The organism is Paucisalibacillus globulus, assembly GCF_900184735.1.
Classification (GTDB): domain Bacteria; phylum Bacillota; class Bacilli; order Bacillales; family Amphibacillaceae; genus Ornithinibacillus; species Ornithinibacillus globulus_B.
In genome coordinates this window covers 221,747-244,189 of sequence record NZ_LT855405.1, presented here as the reverse complement: position 1 = coordinate 244,189, position 22,443 = coordinate 221,747, and the positions used below count along the sequence as shown (strand labels likewise).

The window sequence follows — 22,443 nt, the reverse complement described above, 5'->3', positions numbered from 1 at the left end:
AATCATAGGCATTCTAAAATAGAATTCCATCAGGGAATCTGACATAAAGGACATTTTCGAAAAAGAAATACATGCCTAGTGTGACTGTAACTGAAATTACGCTCATCAGAACAATATCCTTTTTCTTCTTCGATCCAATGATCAGTCCTGATGCAATAATGAAAATAATACTGGAGATAATAAATCCAATTACATTCATTAAGATAATATATAAACCAAGAGAGACTGCTATTAAGAAGACAATTTTATGTTCTTTCCAAACATTTAGGAAAAATTTCTTCTTTCCCTCTTCAAAAATTGGTTTTTTCGTTTTAATAAGTTCAATCATTTTCTTGATCACCAGAATGATCGCAAGAAATCCAAGTAAGGCAGCGACCAATTTTGGATAGGAACCAGGGCCAAGAATGGAATCATTTACTTGCTGGAAATCCCCCGAGTTGAAATAGATAACTGCACTTAACAGGATTAAGAGAATCCCTATTATAATTTCCCCCATATTTTTCCCCTCACTTAACGGAAATGAAGTGAGGACGATTGCTCGTCCTCAAACTTTCTATTCTATATTTGCGATTGTTTCTGCAATAATTTTATCTTGATTATCTAAGTATTCCTTGTATTCCTCACTGTTCATGAAGTTTACACTACCACCTAGTTTTTCAACCTCAGCAATAAACTCTTCATTGTTTGCCACTTCCTCAAGCTTATCACTTAGAGCTTTGATGATTTCTGGGTCAGTTTCTGGTGGAGCGACATAACCACGATTAATCCCCATGGTAATGTCATACCCTTTTTCAATGAAGGTTGGTACATCAGGAAGTGTACTTGTTCTTTCTTTAGTACCAATAGCAATAAACTTCATATGACCTGCTTCCACGAATTCTGCTGCAGATGGATAATCTACAATAACTGCTTCCACATGGTTACCGGCGAGTGCTTGGATTGCTTCACCAAGACCTTCGTATCCCACAAGTTTATGGTCAATACCTAATTCTTTAGAGAATTGTTCTACCCAAACACGTGGAATACCACTAACTGTTCCACCGAAGATAACTTGGTTTTCTTTTCCATATTCTACAAATTCCTCTAACGTATCAATGCCAAGTTCACTTGAAACAGCTAAGATTTGGTTTGATGCAGTCATAGAAGCAATTGGGACAAAGTCATCATAATTTACTTCTGTTATTCCTGAGTGGTGAGCAACTAAATGTCCATCGTGAATTTGCCCAATGTGATAACCATTTGGGTCCTTTTGAAGTAATTCCTCTGCGCCGATTGTTCCTCCAACACCTGGAACATTGACAACAACAACGGATTGGCCGATTGCTTCTTCTGTATAATTAGCGACTAAACGTCCCTCAAGGTCACTTCCTCCCCCAGGATTCCATGGAATTACCATTTCTACCTCTCTTGAAGGATAATTCTCCACCGATTCTTCATCACCGGAGCAAGCTGCGAGGAGCATTGCAAGGGAAGTGATAATTACTAGTAGTGCTACTGGAGTATAAATCTTACTTTTACCCATATGTCCATCTCCTCTTTCGAAATTTTTAAAAAATTTTATTTCTGATGAGTTGTCCACAATTTAATCAATATGTAAGCAGAAACAATCATCTGAATATTTTATGATATTATAATTTATAAAACACTTACCGTCAATAAGGTTTTTTGGATAAAATAGCTTCATTTTGTTTGTAAGGGTTTTCATTGTTGGTGTGACCTCATTTTTAAAAAAATAATAAATAGAAAGGAGGATAGAAAAAGAAATTCTATCCTCCTTTAGAAAACTATTAAAACATATTAGAACGAAAAAATAGTGAATTATTCTCTTTTTTTACCATTTCTCTCATTATCTTTTGTACCGTTTTTCTTTTTCGTCTTTTCGTAGATACCAAAAAAAGTATTATGGGTTGTGTCCCTGAAAATCATCTCCACACCTGTCACTAATATCCCTTGAACTACAGATCTAATATCAACTCCAAAGTATAATAAACAGGATATAACTGCAAATGCCAACTTAATCCATGCTTGAGCCCATTTTGGAATGAAGGGAGTTTGATCTAAAATAATACCAATCACATATAATACCGGAATTAAGATAAAGGTCTCCGTCTTAATGTAAAAAAACACATCTTCCATAGACTGGCTCCTTTCAAAAAAGGATACATACAATCATGATATGTAGAAATTTTAGAAGGTGTGTGTAGAAAAGGTGAGGAGTTCCGAGGCAAATAAATAGGAAAAGACAGTCCCGCTAGAACTGCCTTTTGGTTAATTGTTATTCTTTTTCAGTTTAGCGTAGAAAAGTAGCCCTATCATTAGAATAGTTAGACCAAAGAAGACAACCGAATCCCAAAACAGCGGGTTGCTAGGAGATTCCAATAGGTGGGAAATTGAATTGGAATAGGCGTAAAATGCTTGTGGAAAGACATAAATACCAACCAATACAAACGTAGTCAAGATCCCAATAATATAAAACGTACTATAAATGCGAATTCCGAGCATTTCATTCTGATACGCTTCAGTAGAAGTATCCTGTTTTATAAATGGAAGCCATTTTCTTAAATGTTGTTGAACGTTTTCCATTAAATTGTAATGTCCGGAAATGTTTTCAATAATGTAATACATGTCTGTCTTCATATAAAAGCAGAATTGATAAATCGTTTTAATAAAGATATCAAAGATAACAATTCCAAGAATTCCTGCAAGTAAAGAATTATCCTCAACGAAAAACAGTGTAAGAATAAAGGAAATAAAAATAATCACTTGCTCAAATGACATTCCTGCAAAATATAGAGGATTTCTGTTTTTGGATGGAAGTTTCCAAGCAGCTGTCAAATCAGCCTCAAATACAACCAAAAATAACCTATTCCCGATGTCTAATTTAGCAGGCAAACGAAACGAACGAATAGCAAGAATATGGCCAAACTCATGTATTAGAATAAGTAAAAGTGAAATAGACACATATAAAAGCATATTGAACATCATGGAATCATATAAGAAAACATCTTTATAATTGGGTAAAAGTTCTGGATTGAGGATAATGAAAAGGACATTTAGAATAAACAACATGATATAAAGTTTATTCGATATTTTATTAAAGAAAAACAATGCAACTTTAGGTGATATCCATTCAAATCCATTCGATGCTCGGATTTGTTTGGTAGTCGTAACTTCTACACCATCCATTTCCTTCACCAAACCAAATTCTATTAATTGTTTAGTAAAAGCAATAATATCAACATCTTCTTCAGGATAATCTTTTTTTAGCACAGTCTCTATATCGCCTAAACTATGACCTTGATTTATTAATTCCATTGCATCAATACAAATCTTTGGCATTTCATAGAATTCGCCTGATGCATCTTCTACGATATAGTTCTTTTTGTCTGGACGAATTTGAACGTCGTAAAGGATTAGCATGGAATCAAGAGATAATTTCATAATGACATCACCACCATTTTGTCAAAATAATAGGATGCTAGATTACTAGCATCCTTTGGGTTTTACTTAAATGGAGGTACTAGAAAACACCACCAGCAAGTTGTTTTGATTTTTTTTAGCTTACGTACTTTCATGTTGGTGCACCTCCTTTCGACTATTATATTGATCATGTATTTTATTCCACTCAGGAAATACATCTTCAAACAATTCTACTAATTTAGGATCGAATTGTGAACCTTTACCATCAATAATACGGGAATAGGCCTCTTCTAAAGATAAAGCAGAACGATAGGACCTAGATGAGGTCATCGCATCAAATGCATCTGCAATTGCCGTTATTCTAGCTAAAATTGTTGTTTCCTCACCTTTTAACTTATCTGGATAGCCATTACCATCCCAACGCTCATGATGATGGCGTATTACTTCAATATTAGCTGATATTCCTTCGACCTCTTGGACTGCTTTCGCTCCAACTAGTGGATGCATCTTAATTATATCAAATTCTTCTTTTGTTAGCTTGCCAGGTTTGGTTAAGATAGCATCTGGTATATGAATTTTACCGATATCATGTAAGAGACAAGCATAATAAAAGTATTTTAACTCATCTTTATTAAATTCACCGGTCTTTGTTGCTAATGCCATCGCGTATTCTGCTACGCGTTCACTGTGACCTCTTGTATAAGGGTCTTTAAGTTCTAATGTTGCAATTACTCCTTTTACTATTCCTTCGATCTGCTTATCATAAGAATTTTTCACTGTATCTACATAACTAATAATTCTTAGTAAAATAATAAAAGCAATAATGGAAAACACAATAATAAGTAGTAATGGCCCTACTACGGCGTTATAATTCAATACATATCCAATTGTTAAGTACTTCAACATTGATCCAAGGAAAACGAAATAAAAGTATTTTTTATTTACGAAAATTGGTGAAAATAAAATAATGACTAATTCTACTATATTACCACTACTATATGAAGTATCGTTATTACTATAAAGCCAAATTTCACTAACAAGATTTATGAATGTGTAACTGATAAAGAGGATATATTTTATTGACCCTGGTTTATCCGACTTCATTAAATATATGGAAATAGGTATTATAACGATTAATACTAGATAAACCAAGTAATCAAAAAAGTTAGTAGTGTTAATTATTTCAACAACCCAAGGTAATGTCGACATTATATAGGAATAAATAATCTCATAAATGATAAAAATCCCATAAAACAATCCTAAAAACCATTTAGTAGCTTGTTTTTCTTCTTGAATTAGAGATAATTGAAGTGGCTTCTTCATATGTAACCCTCTTTGATAAAATTTTTAAAGACTTGTAAGATTAAAAAGGTATTCAATCTAAATAGTATACTAGATTATTTACCTGCTCTTCGACAATTCTTTTACTTCATACATATTATTATCGGCAACAGAAACCAATTTATCAAATGTTTGCCCGTCATCTGGAAAGATAGAGTAGCCGATTGATAGATTTACATCGATTTCTTTCATTGATTTCTTTAGCCCGCTGTTTACCGTTTCATTCAATCGCTTCGATAGTTTATCAGCAGCTTGTTGATCCGCATTTTGTAGAACTACAAGAAATTCATCTCCGCCCCAACGAAACAATTGATCACTTTTTCTTATACTGTGGAGAACAATATTGCTAAATTCTTGAAGGATTTGATCACCATATTCGTGACCATAATTGTCGTTCATCCATTTGAAATTATTAATATCTATGTTCAAAATCGCCAATGGCTCATTTCTTAGATTCGCTAATGATATTAATTTGGGAATGACTTTATACCCATACCTACGATTATATACTTTTGTCAAATAATCATTAAAGGATAGAAATTTATACTGATCATATAAACTCCCAAAAAGCCAAGCAATTCCTGCATTAACAACACTGAAAATAAGTAAATATGGATTATAGTTATTTCCAAATACTAGGAAAACACATGATGTAAGTAGTGATAATAATAATAGTGTAATTCTACCATTATATTTCATAGTAATATTCTCCTATTAAAACACGAATGAGAATAGTATAATTCTTTTTTTCTAAACTGTAAATTGAAAGAAAATTGTCATAACACCCTGGGATAGTTGGTTTTAAACGGTTTTAGCGTGAAATTATACGAAATAAAAAGTATGTACCATTATAAACTGATAGTAGTAGAACATTTATTACTCTAGGAAGGTGATTAATAAGGTATGGCTAAGAAATGGATTACGTTTGATTTAGATGGGACATTAATGCAAAATCCGTTTGGGGATTGGGTATTTCCAGAAATCGATAGGGTCGCTGAGAGATATTTAGATAATGGACAGAAAATTTTTCCTGAATTGGTTCTGGAGCATCGGATGCGAATGAGCAGTGGAAGAATCGTAGAAGCATATGATTGGGATAATATTGTACAGGAAGTCTTTGCTAAGAAGGGGATTCAAGTAAAAATCAATGTAGAGGAACTGGTTAGGAAACATTCCGTACCTCCTAAGGTATCTTTGTTGGAGGATAATCTTATTAAGGGTTTGCAAGGATTAAAGGAACATGGATATAGTTTGGGAGTAGTGACTAATGGATTCGAGAAGTACCAAAAGCCAGTTATGGATGCGCTTGGTTTGACGAAGATTTTTGATGTTGTGATTACACCTGAAAAAGTAGGGTATGGAAAGCCGCAAATGGAAATGGTCGAAGAATTGCTACACGGTGGCAATGAAATTATTGCACATGTCGGGGACCGATTGAATCATGATGTGGTGTTAGCAAATAAACTGGGTGTCCTTTCCGTTCTACTATTTCCAACTATGTCGGAGGCAATAAAACAAACCGCTATTTCTAAGCGAAGTGAGCGTAGGGATTGCCTGGATTGGTTAAGGGAAAAGTGGGGAAGTGAAACGAATGAAAATTCACTTCCAAATAACGCTATCCCCAAGCTAGTTATTCAATCTATTCATGAATTGAATGTTGAGACCCTCATACAGTAGTAAAAAGTGAGGGACTGCCCCTATTTACCTAATCATCATCTTCTAATAAATGGCTAACCGCACCAATTAATAATCCAAGTGCAGCCCCGCCAATCACTTCAATTGGCATATGACCTAGCATTTCTTTTAATTCCTTTTCCCGTTTTCGGTAGGAGACATCGGGGTGTTTCTCAGCAAACTTTTCTAATTCTTCATACATGTCGTTCACTGCAATAGCAGTCTGTCCAGCTTGCCAACGGATACCCATCGCATCATACATCACAATTAAGCTAAAAATGCTACTAATCCCAAAGTTCATCGATGAAACCCCATTTTTGAAGCCTATATAACTAGTAAGTGAAGTAACAGCAGCAGAATGGGAACTAGGCATATCCCCAGAACCGAACATCTTTTTCCAATCCCAGATACCAGTTTCATGATAATGAAGTGGTACTTTCAAAAACTGTGCTGCACCAATCCCAATTAATCCCGTAACTAATGCACGATTCAACATAATTTCACCTCACGTTATTCTTGTGCAAATGGAAAGAGATTATGTGACAATTTTTTACGATATGATGATCTTTTTCATTGTTTGAAAATTCCATTCATATAGGACCTAAGTAGGATTGTTATTTTTCAATGGTAGGATAAAATGGAAATATATAGAAATAAAGTGGGAGGTTCAACCACTGAATCATGAATCATTTTATTTGTAGGACTTGTGGTATTCAATATGAGCAATCCATACTACCGCCTGATTCCTGTTTGATTTGCAATGATGAAAGACAGTATGTACACCCCAAGGGCCAGTCCTGGACCACATTAGAAAGACTAATTCAAGATAACATATACAAAAATGACATTATACAAGACGAAGAAAACCTCTATAGTATACACACTAAACCAAACTTCGGAATTGGACAAACCGCTTATCTAGTGCAACAAAATGAGTTTAACGTGCTTTGGGATTGTATCACTTATTTAGATGACTTCACGGTTCAAGAAATCTCTAATCTGGGCGGTATTGATGCTATTGCACTTTCTCATCCACATTATTATGCAACGCAGGTGGAATGGGCGGAGACCTTCGATGCACTTATTTATATTCATGAGGATGATAAGGAATGGGTTACTAGACCCAGTGAACGGATCGTGTTTTGGTCTGGGGAAAAACACGAACTTAAATCTGGTCTCATCTTGCACCGATTAGGTGGTCATTTCCAGGGCAGGTCCGTACTGGAGTGGCAGCATGGTAACCAAGGACTTGGGATTTTGTTATCAGGGGACATTATCCAAGTCGTACAAGATCAAGATTGGGTTAGTTTCATGTATAGCTATCCTAACCTGATTCCATTACCAGCATCGAAAGTAGCAGAAATGGTGGAGAAAATTCGTCTAATGAAGTTTGACCGGATCTATAATGCATTTCATCGGATAGTGAAAAGAGATGGAATTGCTGCGGTAGAAAGGTCGGCAAACCGTTATATCAAAGCACTTAAAGGGAAATTATTTGAAACATAAATGTAATCCATTTTATAGGAAAAATGTAGTATGATTAGTGTTAGACTCGCTTCAGTTTATTACTTGCATAGGGTGATCATAATGGGATATTGGAAAAAAGATGAATTCCATCCTGAGGGCTTTACGGATGAAGTTGTCGAGGTTATACATCAGTTAGGTGAATTCAAGGATTTGCAACTAGAGAAATGTATAAGTAATATGATCAAACAGTCTTATGCTGTTTCTTTTGCTAAGGAAATTCTTCAATATCTTGAAGTCGTAAATGAAGATAGCCCGAAGATTGTAGATAAAGATAAGCAGAAAAATAGTTTGAAAATAAATCAGTTATATGAAAACCTAAGATCTAAAAATTTAACACCAATGGAAAAGCGTTTTATATATGAAGAAATAGCCGAACTAATCAAGGATATGGAATCCATTAGTAGGTATTGGTTTCAGAAATCCTTAACCAGTGTAAAGTATGTAGGAGCTGCTGGGGCGGTTTTCGCTGCCGCATTATTCTTCCGCAAAAAGAATAAATAGATAAAGTCCACACCATCTTATAGATGTGTGGATTTTTTGTTTTCAAAACAGTAATATATGGATATAGGTGCCTGGCACCCGTCGGACTTTGTCGAATGATTGAGGAGGGTTTCGGATGGTAACGATTAAGGAGATTGCAGAAATGGCTGGGGTTTCTCGAACTACAGTTTCCCGTGTGTTAAATAATTCGGGATATGTGAGTGAGGATGCTCGTAAGCGTGTAGAAAAGGTAATCGAGGAGACTGGTTACGTACCTAGTGAACAAGCAAAGTCCCTTCGAACCAAAAAGACGAAGGTTATCGGTGTTATTCTCCCAACTATCCAAACGGAAACTCCGAGTAGAATTGTCACTGGTGTTGGAAAAGAACTAAGTAAAAATGGGTATCAAATTCTACTAGCTAATACTAATTTAGATAAACAAAAAGAAGTTGATTATCTAGATTTATTACGACTACGTCAAGTGGATGGCATTATTCTTATTGCAACCAATACCGAACCTAAATTAATGGAAAAGATAAAAGAAATAAAAGTACCTGTGGTTATTGTAGGTCAAGAAGCAGAAGATATGATGTATGTTACATATGATGATTATCATGCTGCATTTGATTTAACATCTCTATTTATTGAAAGAGGACATCAAAACATTGCTTTTATTGGGGTGGATGAAACCGACAGGGCGGTTGGTCATTTGCGTAAGAAAGGATTTCTTGATGCAATGGAGTCGAATGGTTTAATGGTAGAGCCTGAGTGGATGCAAACTGGGGTGTTTGACATCGATTCTGGTCATGATGCAATGAAATCAATTCTTGAAAAATCGACTAAAAAACCTACAGCTACTATTGCAGTAACGGATCGTCTTGCAATCGGTGCGATGAGTTATTTAAAAGAAAAAGGAGTTAGAATCCCGGAACAAATGGCTTTAGCTGGTTTTGGAGCATCTGAAATAGCAAAATACTTAGAACCGCCATTAACAACGGTAGATTATCAAAATGAAAAAGCGGGGGAACAGGCAGCGAAACAACTACTTGCCAAAATTGAATCCAAGAACTACCAAAAACAAATTATTTTAGACTATAGACTTATTATCCGAAAAAGTGTATGATACGAAGTGAAATCGATTTCATAAAGTTTTTAACTAAAATGGAATCGATTCCATAGTATAGCATCTTCGAATAGACAAACTATAAAAAGGGATATCCATATTAGGGGAAGTTAGTGGGAGAAAAGAAAAAGCACTTATCACAATACTTCTATCTTTTACAAACTACAATATGGAATCGATTCCCTAAAAATATCGGGAGGAATTTTCATGTCGGAAAACAAAAGAATAGCAAGTGAAATTATCGATGCTGTCGGCGGACCTGAGAATATTAAATCGGTCACACATTGTGCTACGAGACTACGCTTTATCATTAAAGATGAGGAGAAAGTCAACAAGGAGCAAGTGGAAAATGTTGATAAAGTAAAAGGAGCATTCTTCAACTCTGGTCAATATCAAGTAATTCTAGGGACTGGGACCGTTAATAAGGTTTATGAGGAAGTAGAAAAGTTTGATCTTCAACAAATGACAAAAGAAGACCAGAAAGAAGAAGCGGCGAAGCAAAGGAACACATTCCAACGTGCTATTCGTACATTTGGTGATGTATTTGTACCAATCATTCCCGTACTAGTTGCAACTGGTCTGTTTATGGGGCTACGTGGGCTAGTTATGCAAGAAGAGATTCTAGGCCTATTTGGTCTTGTGCCTGAAGATATTTCTAGTAACTTCCTATTGTATACAGAAATACTAACTGATACAGCATTTATATTCTTACCTGCACTCATCGCTTGGTCTACTTTCAGAGTATTTGGTGGAACACCGATTATTGGGATGGTACTTGGATTAATGCTAGTAAGTCCGTCCTTACCTAATGCTTGGGGAGTTGCCTCAGGAGCGGAACCACTATATTTCTTTGATTTTATTCCAGTTGTAGGTTATCAAGGTGCAGTCTTACCTGCATTTATCGCTGGTATCATTGGGGCTAAATTAGAACGTGCTATTCGTAAACGTGTACCGGAAGCATTAGATTTAATTGTGACACCATTTTTAACTTTACTCATCATGAGTATTGCAGCATTATTTATCATCGGACCGATATTCCATACGGTGGAAGGTTATATTTTAGATGCAGCATTATGGGTACTTGATTTACCATTAGGTTTAGCAGGAATTCTACTTGGTGGGCTGAACCAGATTATAGTTATTACGGGTGTACACCATATTTTCAACTTACTAGAGGTTCAATTATTAGAGAATCTGGGTAACAATCCATATAATGCAATTGTAACTTGTGCTACAGCTGCACAAGGTGGAGCAGCACTTGCTGTTGGGTTGAAGACAAAGAGAACAAAGTTAAAAGCACTTGCGATGCCATCCTCTTTATCAGCGTTTTTAGGAATTACAGAACCTGCGATTTTCGGTATAAACCTTCGTTATGGTAAGCCATTTGTAATGGGCTTAATTGGTGGAGCAGTTGGCGGATTTATTGCAGCTATTTTCAAATTAGCAGGTACTGGTATGGCGATTACGGTTATTCCTGGTACATTATTATATCTAAATTCACAATTACCACTGTATATCTTATCAAACGTTGCGGCAATTGCCGTTGCCTTTGCGCTAACTTGGATGTTTGGTTATTCAGATAAAGCAGCAGAGAAATTTGAAAAATAAGAGTAGGAGTCTGTTATGAAACAAACAGCTTTAGACATGCAGAAGAAAGTGGATAGTCAGATTGAATCTTATAAAGAAGTGGTTGCAAGCGATCCATATCGCTTGCATTACCATTTAATGCCCCCTGTTGGCTTATTAAATGACCCGAATGGATTTGTGTGTTATCAAGGGAAATATCATATGTTTTATCAGTGGAATCCGTTTAAGACGGAGCATGGAGCGAAGTTTTGGGGCCATTATGTTTCGGATGATTTGGTTCATTGGGAGGAAGCGCCGTATGCTCTGGCACCTGACAGTTGGTTTGATAAAGATGGCTGTTATTCTGGTAGTGCAATTGTTCATGATGACAAGATGTTTCTTTTCTATACGGGAAATGTGAAGGACGAAGCAGGAAATCGTGAGTCCTACCAATGTTTAGCAGTCTCAGATGATGGCGTTACTTTTGAAAAAAAGGGTCCTGTTATTCAAGTTCCTAAAGGGTATACAGCTCATTTTCGCGATCCGAAAGTTTTTCATCAAGATAATCAGTGGTATATGGTACTAGGTGCTCAAACAGAGGCAGAAAAGGGCGAGGCAGTTCTGTATTCTTCTTCTAATCTCATGAGTTGGAATTTCAAAGGAACACTTACTGGAAGTAACCATAATGGGCTTGATGATTTTGGTTACATGTGGGAGTGTCCGGACTTACTTCAAGTGGACGGGAAAGATATTCTATTAGTTTGTCCACAAGGAATTCAACCAAAAGGATTTGAGTTTCAGAATATTTTTCAGTCCGGATATTTTGCTGGAAACGTCAATTTAGATAAGGCTACATTTGAACATGGAGAATTTGTTGAACTTGATCGTGGTTTTGATTTCTATGCTCCACAAACAACAATGGATGAGAATGGTCGACAACTTTTATTTGGTTGGATGGGAAATGCGGAAGAAGCAGATGTAATTCAACCAACTGTAAAACATGAATGGATCCACACTTTGACAATTCCAAGAGAATTAGAATGGAAAGATGGGTTACTTTTACAACATCCTGTCCACGAATTGAAAAAGCTACGTAAGGCTGAAATAGCCTACAAAGATGTCCTACTTGAAGTACAAGGGAAGACTTTCGAACATGTAAATGGTTCTGTATTCGAGCTACTAGTCGAACCAACTGAAATGAAAACGGAATACTTCTCTATTCAAATAGGAAATTCAACAACGATTTCTTTTGACCAAACTAAAGAAATACTCACGTTAGAAAGAGAAAAGTTTAATGGGAAAGAACTTGAACAAAGACATTATTCTTTGGCGAAACTTCACTCGCTCCACATTTTTAAAGATACGTCATCAATAGAATTATTTGTTAACGATGGTGAGGCAGTCTTTTCTGCTCGCATCTTTGATCAAGGTGAAGACATAGTATTTAATGCCGTTGGTCCAGTTAGGCTGGATGTTACTAAATGGGGTTTGAAGCGAACAACGGCATATTAATTTTGATACGATAAAGGTAGGTGGCTAAATGATAGATGTTACAGCATTAGGTGAAATACTTGTGGACTTTACACCACATGGGGTTAACGAGGAGGGGAATCCCAGTTTTGTTGCAAATCCAGGAGGGGCTCCAGGAAATGTGATGGTAGGCCTTGCTCGCTTAGGTAAACAAGCTTCCTTTATTGGAAGTGTAGGTCGTGACAAGTTTGGTTACATGTTAAAAGAAACGTTAAAGAATAAAGGGGTTAATGTGGAGGGAATGGTTGAAGTTTCAATTCCTACTACACTAGCCTTTGTTCATATTGCAGAACAGGGTGAGCGTTCCTTTAGTTTCTACAGAAAACCTGGCGCGGATATGATGCTAACGAAAGATGATCTGAAGCTTGATCTCATTTCTAATTCTAGGATTTTCCACGTTGGTTCTATTTCGTTGACGGATGAACCTGTACGAGAGGCTACACTGACGGCACTACAGCACGCAAAGGATCATGGAGTCGCTATTTCTTTTGATCCTAATTTGCGTCCTGCTCTTTGGGATAATTTACATGATGCAAAAAAATGGATGTTAGAAATCATGCCATTTGCTGATATTGTTAAGCTATCAGACGAAGAACTAGAATTTCTAACAGGGGAAGTTGATATCCAAAATGGAGTTGAAAGGCTAACCAATCAATTTGATATTCCAATTCTATTTGTAACAGTTGGTTCAAAAGGGAGCTATTGCTTCGCAAATGGAAAATCAGTAATGGTTCCAGGAAAAACAGTGTATGCGATTGATACAACCGGTTGTGGCGATGCATTCTTTGCCGGAGCATTGTATCAAATACTGGAAATGAATGTACTTGGAAAAGAAGTATCAACGGAAAAACTAAAGAATATCCTCGAATTTGGTAATGCGATGGGTGGCTATGTCGCAACCATTAAAGGTGCTATACCTGCCATGCCAACCTTAGAACAAATCCAAGGATTTATTAAATCAAAATCTATTTAATCTATCAGAATCAATTGTGCCATGCTATAGGAAATTTCAATGAAAAATCCGATAGCATGGCAATTGTATTTTTTACCTGTTTAGTTTTGTGACAAAAAAGGTATATAAGAGACAAGTTAAACAGGAGGTATGAGATGAAAAATACGAAACAAGAAATACAAAGGTTAATAGAAAGAAAGCGAGCAACCATGTTAGAAGATGCAAAAAGATATGGTATGCATAGTAAAGAAGTTCAAGAGAAAAGCGAAGAATTAGACCTGCTAATTATAAACTACATGAGGAAAGATAAAGAATAGACTAAATTATAAAGACACCTCGACTACTAACTCTTTTGAAACTACTAATAGATACGTGTAAGATCAATCTATTAAATTCCTCTATAATATTACTTCTCTGAAAAGATGCTTTTGAAATGTTTGTTGCTGGTGTTATCACAGTTTGTTAGAGACTGTGCGGTAACTAATTACTTGGATAGCGCAACATACCCGCTTCGGAAATACACTTCGCTTTCCGCGGGCCCGGCCTCAGCCTCCTCGAGGAAAGACCACCTCTCTAGGGGTCTTCGGACACGTGCTATTCCCGCAGGACAAGGAAGGCTTCGGCAGCATAATCATCGCACGAAGAAAATTGCTCTTTATTTTCGAGGAGTCTCCGTGTATTTCCTCCGCTAAATTGCGTAACGTAATTAGTTTAATATGATACGTTATCTAATAAAAATCACTTAGATGGAATTTATCACTAGCGGAGTATTCTGCCGAAGCGGTATCCTATCACTAATTCTTCAAGAAAGTAATTTTGTGGTAGTTACCGTACAGTTTCTATCTACTATTTGTTAGTTTAAGATTACTAGAACACTTTTTAAATATAAGCCAAGCCAATAAATAACAATAATGATTTTTCCTCTCAGACTTGGAATTTGTATGAAAAACTAATACACTATAAGAATGAAAAACAACCAGAATAAAACTAGCATCATCGAATAAGATATATTAATTCCAAAAAAGGAGGGTAAAAAGCTATGCTTGGTTCGATTACTAATTTCTTTGATCGAATGGTTCGTAGATATTTACCAGATGCATTTCTATTTGCTATTATTTTAACTTTTGTAGTGTTTCTACTTGGTATCATCTTCACGAACAACAACCCTGTAGATATGGTTGGGTATTGGGGTGGAGGCTTTTGGGGGCTTTTAGCTTTTGCGATGCAAATGGCCCTGATTGTTGTAACAGGATATATACTAGCAAATAGTCCAGTAGTGAAAAGGTTTCTAGGGAAGATTAGTAACCTAGCAAACACACCTGGACAAGCAGTAATTCTAGTTACATTGGTTGCTACAATTGCCTGCTTAATCAATTATGGATTTGGTCTAGTAGTTGGGGCATTACTTGCAATCCATGTAGCAAAGCGTGTGCCGTCAGCGGATTACCGTATACTGATGGCAAGTGCCTATAGTGGATTCCTAGTTTGGCATGGTGGACTTTCTGGGTCTGTTCCATTACTTATTGCAACAGAGGATCATTTCTTAGCGGATAAGATTGGTAGTATTCCTGTCGTAGACACGTTATTTGCTGGTCCAAACTTATTTATCGTTGGGACATTATTAGTAACACTCCCATTATTGAATAGATTAATTATGCAATCTACTCAAACTGTAGGAAAGATCGACCCAGCGTTATTAAACCTCCAACAAAGTACGATGGAAGACTCTGAACCAGAACTAACGTCTAAAGAGGAGTTAACACCTGCTGACCGCCTAGAAAACAGTAGAATTATTTCCTACCTAGTTGGATTACTTGGGTTAGCATTTGTTGTGTATCATTTTGTTACAAATGGATTTGATTTGAACCTTAATATTGTAAACTTTATATTTCTATTTCTTGGTATTATCTTCCACGGAACACCAAGACGTTTCTTAAACAGTGTTTCTGGTGCAGTAAAAAATGCCGGTGGGATTATTATTCAATTCCCTTTTTACGCCGGTATAATGGGTATGATGGAATCCTCAGGGCTGTCACATGAATTATCATTATGGTTTGTAAATATCTCTAATGAATTTACTTTACCTTGGTTAAGTTTTATAAGTGCAGGAATTCTGAATTTCTTCATTCCATCAGGTGGAGGACAATGGGCTATTCAAGGTCCAATTATGATTGACGCCGCCATGAGTTTAGGTGCTGATACCGCAAAAACCGCAATGGCTGTAGCATGGGGAGATGCATGGACAAACATGATTCAACCATTCTGGGCATTACCACTACTTGCAATTGCTGGTTTAAAAGTACGTGATATCATGGGATTCTGTGTCATGGTATTATTTTATAGCTTTATACCAATTTCAATTGGATTATTGTTTTTCTAGTAATTGTAAGTTAAGTGTAGACCTGTGGGATGTTCCCATGGGTCTATTTTTGTGTTTGAAGGTTGTGGTTTGGTGTATATCATACTCCTGGTAGGAGGAAGCATGTTCCTGAGAATGTCAAGGATGTGCCCAAGAAGAGAAAGCATGCTCCCGAGGCTGTGGAGCATGTGCCCAAGAGGAGGAAGTATGCTCCCGTGGAAGTCGAGCATGTGCCCAAGAGGAGAAAGCATGCACCCGAGGAAGTCGATCATGTACCCAAGAAGAGAAAGCATGCCCCCGAGGTTGTCGATTATGTGCCCAAGAAGAGAAAGCATGCTCCCGAGGCTGTGGAGCATGTGCCCAAGAGGAGAAAGCATGCTCCCGAGGTTGTGGAGCATGTGCCCAAAAGGAGAAAGCACGCTCCCGAGATTGTCAATCATGTACCCAATACAGATAACCATCCCCCAATAGAGCAAAAACAACCTCAAAAAAGGTTTCAAATCTACCAATTTCGGGTATAAAATCATAGTTAATCGATCATCTATTAAATTTTTTTCAAGAAACTGAAATTTATTCTCTCAAATTATTGAATTATCTTAAGATTGGTGTAGAATAGGTAATAAGTAATAGTAACTAAATACTGGAAAATTTGAAAAAAGGCAAACTATCTGAAAGGATAGGACGCAAAGCTTAGGGTCTAACGTACAAGTGACTATGATCGCCTGGCTACCAAATTTTATTTTGGCTATTCATGTGCATGAATAGCCATTTTTTATTTTAATAGGATAATAATGTACCGACGCGCCTTAATATGTGAGTATTTATTTTTCACTTATAATTGCAAGGTCATTCTAAAATAGTTTTTTAAAATATAGATTCAGTTGAAAAAAGTTGGTTACAGGTTTTGATTATAGGAAACATCTGTCAATTGGGCATGATTTTTCACAGGAGTGAAGCAAATGGAGATCATCAATAACAGGTATAGGCTAAAAGAACTATTATATCAAAAGAAGCATATTACTGTTTATCTGGCTTTTGATATGCGAAATGATAATAAAGTCGTTCTATTTAACTTGTTGAATTCAGAATATTTGCCTAAGTCGTTGATTGATTTTTATGTCAGTCGTTTTATTGAAATTAAGGGATTAACAAGTAATAGTATCGTTCGTAACCACAATTTTAATACCATTTCTTCTATTGATAATAAGTTGCAGTCGGACCCTCAATTCTTTTATACATCGGAATACATACCTGGTAAGAAAAAACTATTCGATATCGTGGAAAAAATGGATTTCAAACAAATAATAGATTGTTTTGTAGAGATTTCTACGGCAGTACATTACCTGCATTTGAAGGGGTTTATTCATGGTGCCTTAAATCGGAATGCGGTGTTTGTTAACACACGTATTGAGGGGATTCCTATTTTACTAGAGGATGTTGCTACCGTACAAATGGAAAGATTGACACATGCAGAACAAATGGAGGATGCAGCGTATAAATCTCCTAAAGTGTTAGCAGGGAGAATGGAAGATGTAGAATCCGATATTTATTCTTTAGGTGTTATCTTATTAGCAATGATAACCAAGCAACCTTCTCTTACTAGCCCTTTAGAAGAATTATCATTATTAAAGGAAAATACGTTAGACTCGGATGTTTTAAAGGTTATCCCCATCCTGGAAAAAATACTAGATACAGAGAAAAATCAGACGTACAAAAATTTATATGATCTAATTGTAGATCTTAATGAGGCATTAGACTCGAACTATACAATAGTGAAAATGGATGAATTCGATGGGCTTAATTTACATACAAAGCTTGTTGGTCGTGATGAACACATCCAAAATTTACTAAGAGCATATGACAAGATGATTTCCTATCAGCCTGGAAAAAGAATATTCTTTGTTCAAGGTGCCAATGGAATTGGGAAGACTCGTTTTCTTCAGGAGGTAAACTTCTTATTCAATCTGAGTAAAGCAAGTGTTTATACGAGTTATAGTTTAAATAATATTTCTGATGATAGTAAGAAAATGTGGGTGGATATTTTAAGGGAATTAATCATGGAAACCGATCGCCACACCGTTGAAAAATACAAAACGGAGCTAATGAAATATTTCCCGGAACTCATGGATAAAAACTATGTTACGTCAACAGATTATTCAAATGAACATAGCACGAAATATCGTTTGCTCAATAGAATAGCTGGATTTATTAGTGAGAGCATTCAAGACCGTCCAACAGTGTTTATTATCGATAATATCCACCTAGCAGATGATTTTACGATAGATACATTTAATTATTTATGTACGGAAGTCTTAGAAAATACGAATTTGACATTAATATTCTCTTGTGAAGACAGTGATGTTTCCCAAAATTCTGTTGCCTTTGATTTTATTAAGGATATGAAAAAACGGATGGATTCGGAAACGATTCGTTTGGAGTTGTTGGATGAGAAACAAACTGGTGAGATGATTCAGAGCATACTATCGATTTCCTTTACACCAAGAAATATTTCAAGAAGGATCTATTCTCAATCGTATGGGAATCCTCTGTTCATAACCGAAATTATGAAAGATCTGTATAGCCGTCAAATTATATTTGTTGGCGAAGATACTGGCAGGTGGAAAATTGATTTGCCAGAAGAGAGTAACTATAACACATTAGATCTTCCTAATAGTGTTGAACATGCCCTTGTTAACCAGTTGAAGGATTTGCATCCGGTTAGTTTGGATATATTGATGACAATTTCTATTTTTCCAAAGCCAGTTTCTTTGAGTATGATGGAAGAAATGTTAACGACTTCCGAAAATGTGGAAACTTATTTGGAGGACTTGGTGAAAAAAGGAGTATTACAGCGATTAATCGGTGATAACTCCTATCTATATGATTTCCGAAGTAAAGTATTGAAAGATATTGTCTATGATAAAATTCAACCAGATAGTAGACTTGCTTATCATCAAATGGCTGCTTCTATTTTAGAAGAACGCATCAATGTCATACAAACTAAGAATCTGGATGATTTAATTTTTCAATTTGTTCGCTCGAATAATCATGAAAAAGCGAAGATGTATTATCTTGAGAATGCAAAGAAGATGCAAGTTGCTAGAAATACAAGTGCGCAAATTGATAACTTGAAAAATGCGCTGGAACATACTGTATCACTTAGCGAAAAAACAGGATTGTATTTAGAAATAGGGGCTCTGTTATCTGATGCAGGAGATTTCACTTTAGCGCTTGAGTACTTAGAGGAGGCAGAGCGACTTGCAACGGAAGACAATCATAGTAGGCATATCCTCAGTGCGTGCGTGAATTTAGCGAATGCCTATGTACTCTTACGAAATAAAGATAAGGTGCTAAAATATATTGCTAAAGCAGAAAAAGAAATAGAACTTAATCCAGATGAAGAGGCACAACTTGAAATCAAGAGAATCTATGCTTTGCTCATCGTAGAAGAGAATCAAATCTTAGAAGCTGCCGATATGTTTTTAGAGATAATTAAAGAATGTGGGGACCGCTATAACAAAATTAGAGGGAATACATACCGCACTTTAGGCTTCATTTATGTTCATACTGGAAGAGCTGACCAAGCCCTAGAAGCTTATCATGAATCAGTACGTCTACTGGAAGAAGTTGATTATACGAGAGGTGCACTATTATCTTTAAACAATGTCGGTGCTGTATATGCAGATATTTATGAAGACTTAGATAAGGCAATGGAGTATCACTTACAAGTTAAACATTTAAGTGAGGAATACGGGATATTTACTAGTGAAGTATATGCACTAATTAATATTGGTGAATATTATCTGAATAAATATGACTTTGAAACGGCATATGATCATTTCAGTCATGCCTTAACAAAGGCAGAACGGTATAATATGCCAATGGAAAAATACATGGTTCTTAACTTCTTAACAAAAGTAAGTCTTGAAATGAATCATTATCCGGAAGCCCTTGAGTTATATCGACAGTTGAGAAAAGATATAACGGATAATCCTAATAAAGGGTTTGATATTGGAGACTACTACGACACGAGTGCAATGTTATATCGATTACTCGGAGACTATGAAAAAGCTGATGTTTATAATCAAAAAACGATTCAATTTCATAGTGAACATGAGAATATCTTGAAATACACGGCAACAGTACATGTGTTAATTAATCAGTTAAAACATGAGGACTTTGCAGAGTTTTTGACGAGACAAATTCTGGAGATTTCGGAAAAGATAACGAATAAATCTACCAATATTGAAAGTCTTTGTCAGGCAATTCATCAGCTTTGTACGAAGGGTGAGTATGTACTGGCAAAACAGTTACTGACTAAAGTACAACAGTATATTCAGGAGGATGCACCGAAGCGGTTAAAGGCTACATACCTACATGCTAAAGGTATCATTGAATTACATGTGGATCCAAACCAAACCATTGCTTTCTTAGAAGAAGCGTTAGAGTTAGCAAAAGGATCGAAGAGTAAGGAACTAATTACTCGTATTCAAGCAGATCTGGGAAATGCATATTATGCCTTAGAAAAGTATTATGAAGCAGCTAATTATTATTTAGAAAGCAGTGAAGGTATTAAAGTCCTAATTAGCCAAATTCCTAATAAATATAAGCTAGATTATTTTAATGGACGACAATTATCTACAGAGTTTTATCGATTAACCGAAATAAGAAGTTGGATTACATCACAGGATCTCATCCAGGAGTCTCTACCGGAAAACATTTCCACACTTGATGATTTACAAGCGCTATTACAAGCTAACCAGGTAGATACTTTTATTAACAATCAGGAATTTATGCAATATGTAAGTAGTCAATATATGGAAAAGATTTCTGGGGGAGATTTTCACCGCGAGGATTTCTTCTTTCAACATATCGATTCAGATGTGACTAGAAATTTAGATTCCATTGGCAAATTCTTAGCTGGTAAATTACTAGCAACGAAAGGGTATATTCTAGCAGAGGAAAAAGGACAAGAATTAACGGTTCTTTCTTCCACTGATGGAAACGTTAAAGGACCCGAAAATGCATCTATTTTTAATCGGGTACGCTCCACTATGAAGCCAGTACTATTATCAAAATGGGCTAACGAGGAAAAAGGAGATAACCATTTATTATTGGATGAATTAAAGGGTGTTATGTGTATACCAATTATTAAAAAGCTAGAATCACATGTTTCCTTTAATGATAGCAACCAAATTCTTGGGTTTATCTACCTAGAGACAGATAAGATTGTGAATAATTTTAATGAGCATGGATTAGAGAAGTGTATGGAATTGGTGAATTTCTTAGTATTACTATTAGAGAAACGTCAATTAACCATTACAGCATCAATTGATAAATTAACTGGAACTTTAACTAGAAAGTACCTTGAAGATGCGTTACAGAGTACGCTGGACTACTCAAGGAAAACGGGCAAGGATTTTAGTATTATCATGTTTGATTTGGATAAGTTTAAAGGTGTAAATGATCGTTATGGACATCAAATTGGTGACCGGATTCTAAGAGAAGTTTCACGTATTATCATGGATCATCTTGATCAAACAAATATAGTCGGACGATATGGTGGGGAGGAGTTCATCATCATTCTTCCGTCTGTACAACTTGAGGATGCTAAACTTATTGCAGAATCGCTTCGGAAGACAGTTCAGGGTCAAAGACTACTTGGAGATAAGCACGAAGTAACCTTAAGTATGGGGCTTGCTTCCTATCCAGAACAGGGACAAACAGTAAGAGAACTAGTTTTGAAGGCTGATCAAGCATTGTATGTGGCCAAAGAAAATGGGCGAAATAATTCGCAAGTATGGCATAAGGACTTTGAGAATAAAGTGAAGCCAGCCAATAAATTAACCGGAATTGTATCCGGAGACGAAATAAGAGACGCAAGAAACGTTTTGGCACTAGTAGAACTTATTCAATTAACGAATAAGAATCTATCCATAGAGGATAAGCTCTACCAATTCCTAGGTAGAATGATAGAAATTATTGAGGCGCAGTATGGGTATATCCTAATTTCAGATGGACATGAAGTAATGGAATCATACGGAAGGAAATCTCAAGAAGAAGAATGGCTTGAACAGTATACGTATAACGAGGAAATCGTCACTACCGTTATTACAGACCGTCTTGGTTTATATACGATAGACTGGGAAAACTCCGAAAGAATTAATGCTGTAAATGGTTTACCAGATTGGGATTCAATCATCACGGTACCCATTATCACAGACGGATGGGTGAAAGGTGTTATCTATCTTTCTGTTCCTGCTAGAGTAAAAGAATTTGGCGCAGATGAGCTTAATGTGCTAAATGTGTATAGTGAATTAGTGGCGAATATTATATAATGAAATTATCAACAATTTGAATTGTTAGATTACTAGAAACTTGCAAGTAAATGAATTCAATTTGTGCCAAACCACTGATAATTTCTACTAACAAGATTTTTGGCTATTCGTTTTTACGAATAGCCTGTTTTTT

At 36.0% G+C, this 22,443-nt stretch carries 18 protein-coding genes and 1 riboswitch; of the genes, 11 read left to right on the top strand and 7 right to left on the bottom strand.

Annotated features, from left to right (window positions below):
* Nucleotides 1–13: 13 nt before the first annotated feature.
* The 6 genes from BN999_RS19205 to BN999_RS19180 all read right to left on the bottom strand — a co-directional run bounded on the left by BN999_RS19205 (nt 14) and on the right by BN999_RS19180 (nt 5,460).
* A complete protein-coding gene (locus BN999_RS19205; protein WP_096274195.1) occupies nt 14–496 on the bottom strand; it encodes a tripartite tricarboxylate transporter TctB family protein in 483 nt (160 codons plus the stop codon).
* A 57-nt stretch (nt 497–553) separates the two neighbouring features.
* Nucleotides 554–1,522: a Bug family tripartite tricarboxylate transporter substrate binding protein gene (locus BN999_RS19200; protein ID WP_096274193.1), complete on the bottom strand. Its 969-nt coding sequence runs from the start codon at nt 1,520–1,522 to the stop codon at nt 554–556.
* 296 nt (nt 1,523–1,818) lie between these two features.
* Nucleotides 1,819–2,136 carry a phage holin family protein gene (locus tag BN999_RS19195; RefSeq protein WP_096274191.1) on the bottom strand — a complete coding sequence of 106 codons (318 nt, stop codon included), beginning with the start codon at nt 2,134–2,136 and terminating at the stop codon, nt 1,819–1,821.
* A 132-nt stretch (nt 2,137–2,268) separates the two neighbouring features.
* Complete coding sequence (locus BN999_RS19190) at nt 2,269–3,441, bottom strand: peptidase (protein ID WP_096274189.1); 1,173 nt, start codon at nt 3,439–3,441, stop codon at nt 2,269–2,271.
* A gap of 120 nt (nt 3,442–3,561) precedes the next feature.
* Nucleotides 3,562–4,743 carry an HD-GYP domain-containing protein gene (locus tag BN999_RS19185; RefSeq protein ID WP_096274187.1) on the bottom strand — a complete coding sequence of 394 codons (1,182 nt, stop codon included), beginning with the start codon at nt 4,741–4,743 and terminating at the stop codon, nt 3,562–3,564.
* Between the two features lie 78 nt (nt 4,744–4,821).
* Complete coding sequence (locus BN999_RS19180) at nt 4,822–5,460, bottom strand: GGDEF domain-containing protein (RefSeq protein WP_096274185.1); 639 nt, start codon at nt 5,458–5,460, stop codon at nt 4,822–4,824.
* A 204-nt stretch (nt 5,461–5,664) separates the two neighbouring features.
* On the opposite strand from BN999_RS19180, the gene BN999_RS19175 reads away from it, so the two are divergent.
* Nucleotides 5,665–6,438, top strand: a complete 774-nt coding sequence (locus BN999_RS19175; RefSeq protein ID WP_096274183.1) for an HAD family hydrolase — start codon at nt 5,665–5,667, stop codon at nt 6,436–6,438.
* A gap of 28 nt (nt 6,439–6,466) precedes the next feature.
* On the opposite strand, the gene BN999_RS19170 is transcribed toward BN999_RS19175, so the two are convergent.
* Nucleotides 6,467–6,931 (bottom strand): divergent PAP2 family protein, encoded by a 465-nt coding sequence (locus tag BN999_RS19170; RefSeq protein WP_255247533.1) that lies wholly within the window; start codon nt 6,929–6,931, stop codon nt 6,467–6,469.
* A 185-nt stretch (nt 6,932–7,116) separates the two neighbouring features.
* Between BN999_RS19170 and BN999_RS19165 the strand changes: the two genes are divergently transcribed.
* The 10 genes from BN999_RS19165 (at nt 7,117) to BN999_RS19120 (ending at nt 22,310) form a co-directional block, all read left to right on the top strand.
* Nucleotides 7,117–7,941, top strand: a complete 825-nt coding sequence (locus tag BN999_RS19165; protein ID WP_096274179.1) for a hypothetical protein — start codon at nt 7,117–7,119, stop codon at nt 7,939–7,941.
* Nucleotides 7,942–8,022: 81 nt separating this feature from the next.
* The gene (locus tag BN999_RS19160) at nt 8,023–8,463 is read left to right on the top strand and encodes a hypothetical protein (RefSeq protein WP_096274177.1); all 441 of its coding nucleotides are present in this window, start codon (nt 8,023–8,025) and stop codon (nt 8,461–8,463) included.
* 115 nt (nt 8,464–8,578) lie between these two features.
* Nucleotides 8,579–9,565 (top strand): LacI family DNA-binding transcriptional regulator, encoded by a 987-nt coding sequence (locus BN999_RS19155; RefSeq protein ID WP_096274175.1) that lies wholly within the window; start codon nt 8,579–8,581, stop codon nt 9,563–9,565.
* A gap of 207 nt (nt 9,566–9,772) precedes the next feature.
* A complete protein-coding gene (locus tag BN999_RS19150; RefSeq protein WP_096274173.1) occupies nt 9,773–11,173 on the top strand; it encodes a sucrose-specific PTS transporter subunit IIBC in 1,401 nt (466 codons plus the stop codon).
* A gap of 15 nt (nt 11,174–11,188) precedes the next feature.
* The gene (locus BN999_RS19145) at nt 11,189–12,643 is read left to right on the top strand and encodes a glycoside hydrolase family 32 protein (RefSeq protein WP_096274171.1); all 1,455 of its coding nucleotides are present in this window, start codon (nt 11,189–11,191) and stop codon (nt 12,641–12,643) included.
* Nucleotides 12,644–12,671: 28 nt separating this feature from the next.
* On the top strand, nt 12,672–13,634 hold the full coding sequence (locus tag BN999_RS19140; protein WP_096274169.1) for a carbohydrate kinase family protein: 963 nt from the start codon (nt 12,672–12,674) through the stop codon (nt 13,632–13,634).
* A 134-nt stretch (nt 13,635–13,768) separates the two neighbouring features.
* Nucleotides 13,769–13,930 carry an aspartyl-phosphate phosphatase Spo0E family protein gene (locus BN999_RS19135; protein WP_096274168.1) on the top strand — a complete coding sequence of 54 codons (162 nt, stop codon included), beginning with the start codon at nt 13,769–13,771 and terminating at the stop codon, nt 13,928–13,930.
* A gap of 722 nt (nt 13,931–14,652) precedes the next feature.
* Entirely contained in the window at nt 14,653–15,993 is a 1,341-nt protein-coding gene (locus BN999_RS19130) for a short-chain fatty acid transporter (protein ID WP_096274166.1), read from the top strand.
* Between the two features lie 62 nt (nt 15,994–16,055).
* Nucleotides 16,056–16,493, top strand: coding sequence for a hypothetical protein (locus BN999_RS19125; RefSeq protein ID WP_141249095.1), 438 nt, complete (start codon nt 16,056–16,058; stop codon nt 16,491–16,493).
* A 127-nt stretch (nt 16,494–16,620) separates the two neighbouring features.
* Nucleotides 16,621–16,706, top strand: a riboswitch (cyclic di-GMP riboswitch).
* A gap of 225 nt (nt 16,707–16,931) precedes the next feature.
* Nucleotides 16,932–22,310, top strand: coding sequence for a diguanylate cyclase (locus BN999_RS19120; RefSeq protein ID WP_096274162.1), 5,379 nt, complete (start codon nt 16,932–16,934; stop codon nt 22,308–22,310).
* Nucleotides 22,311–22,443: the final 133 nt, after the last annotated feature.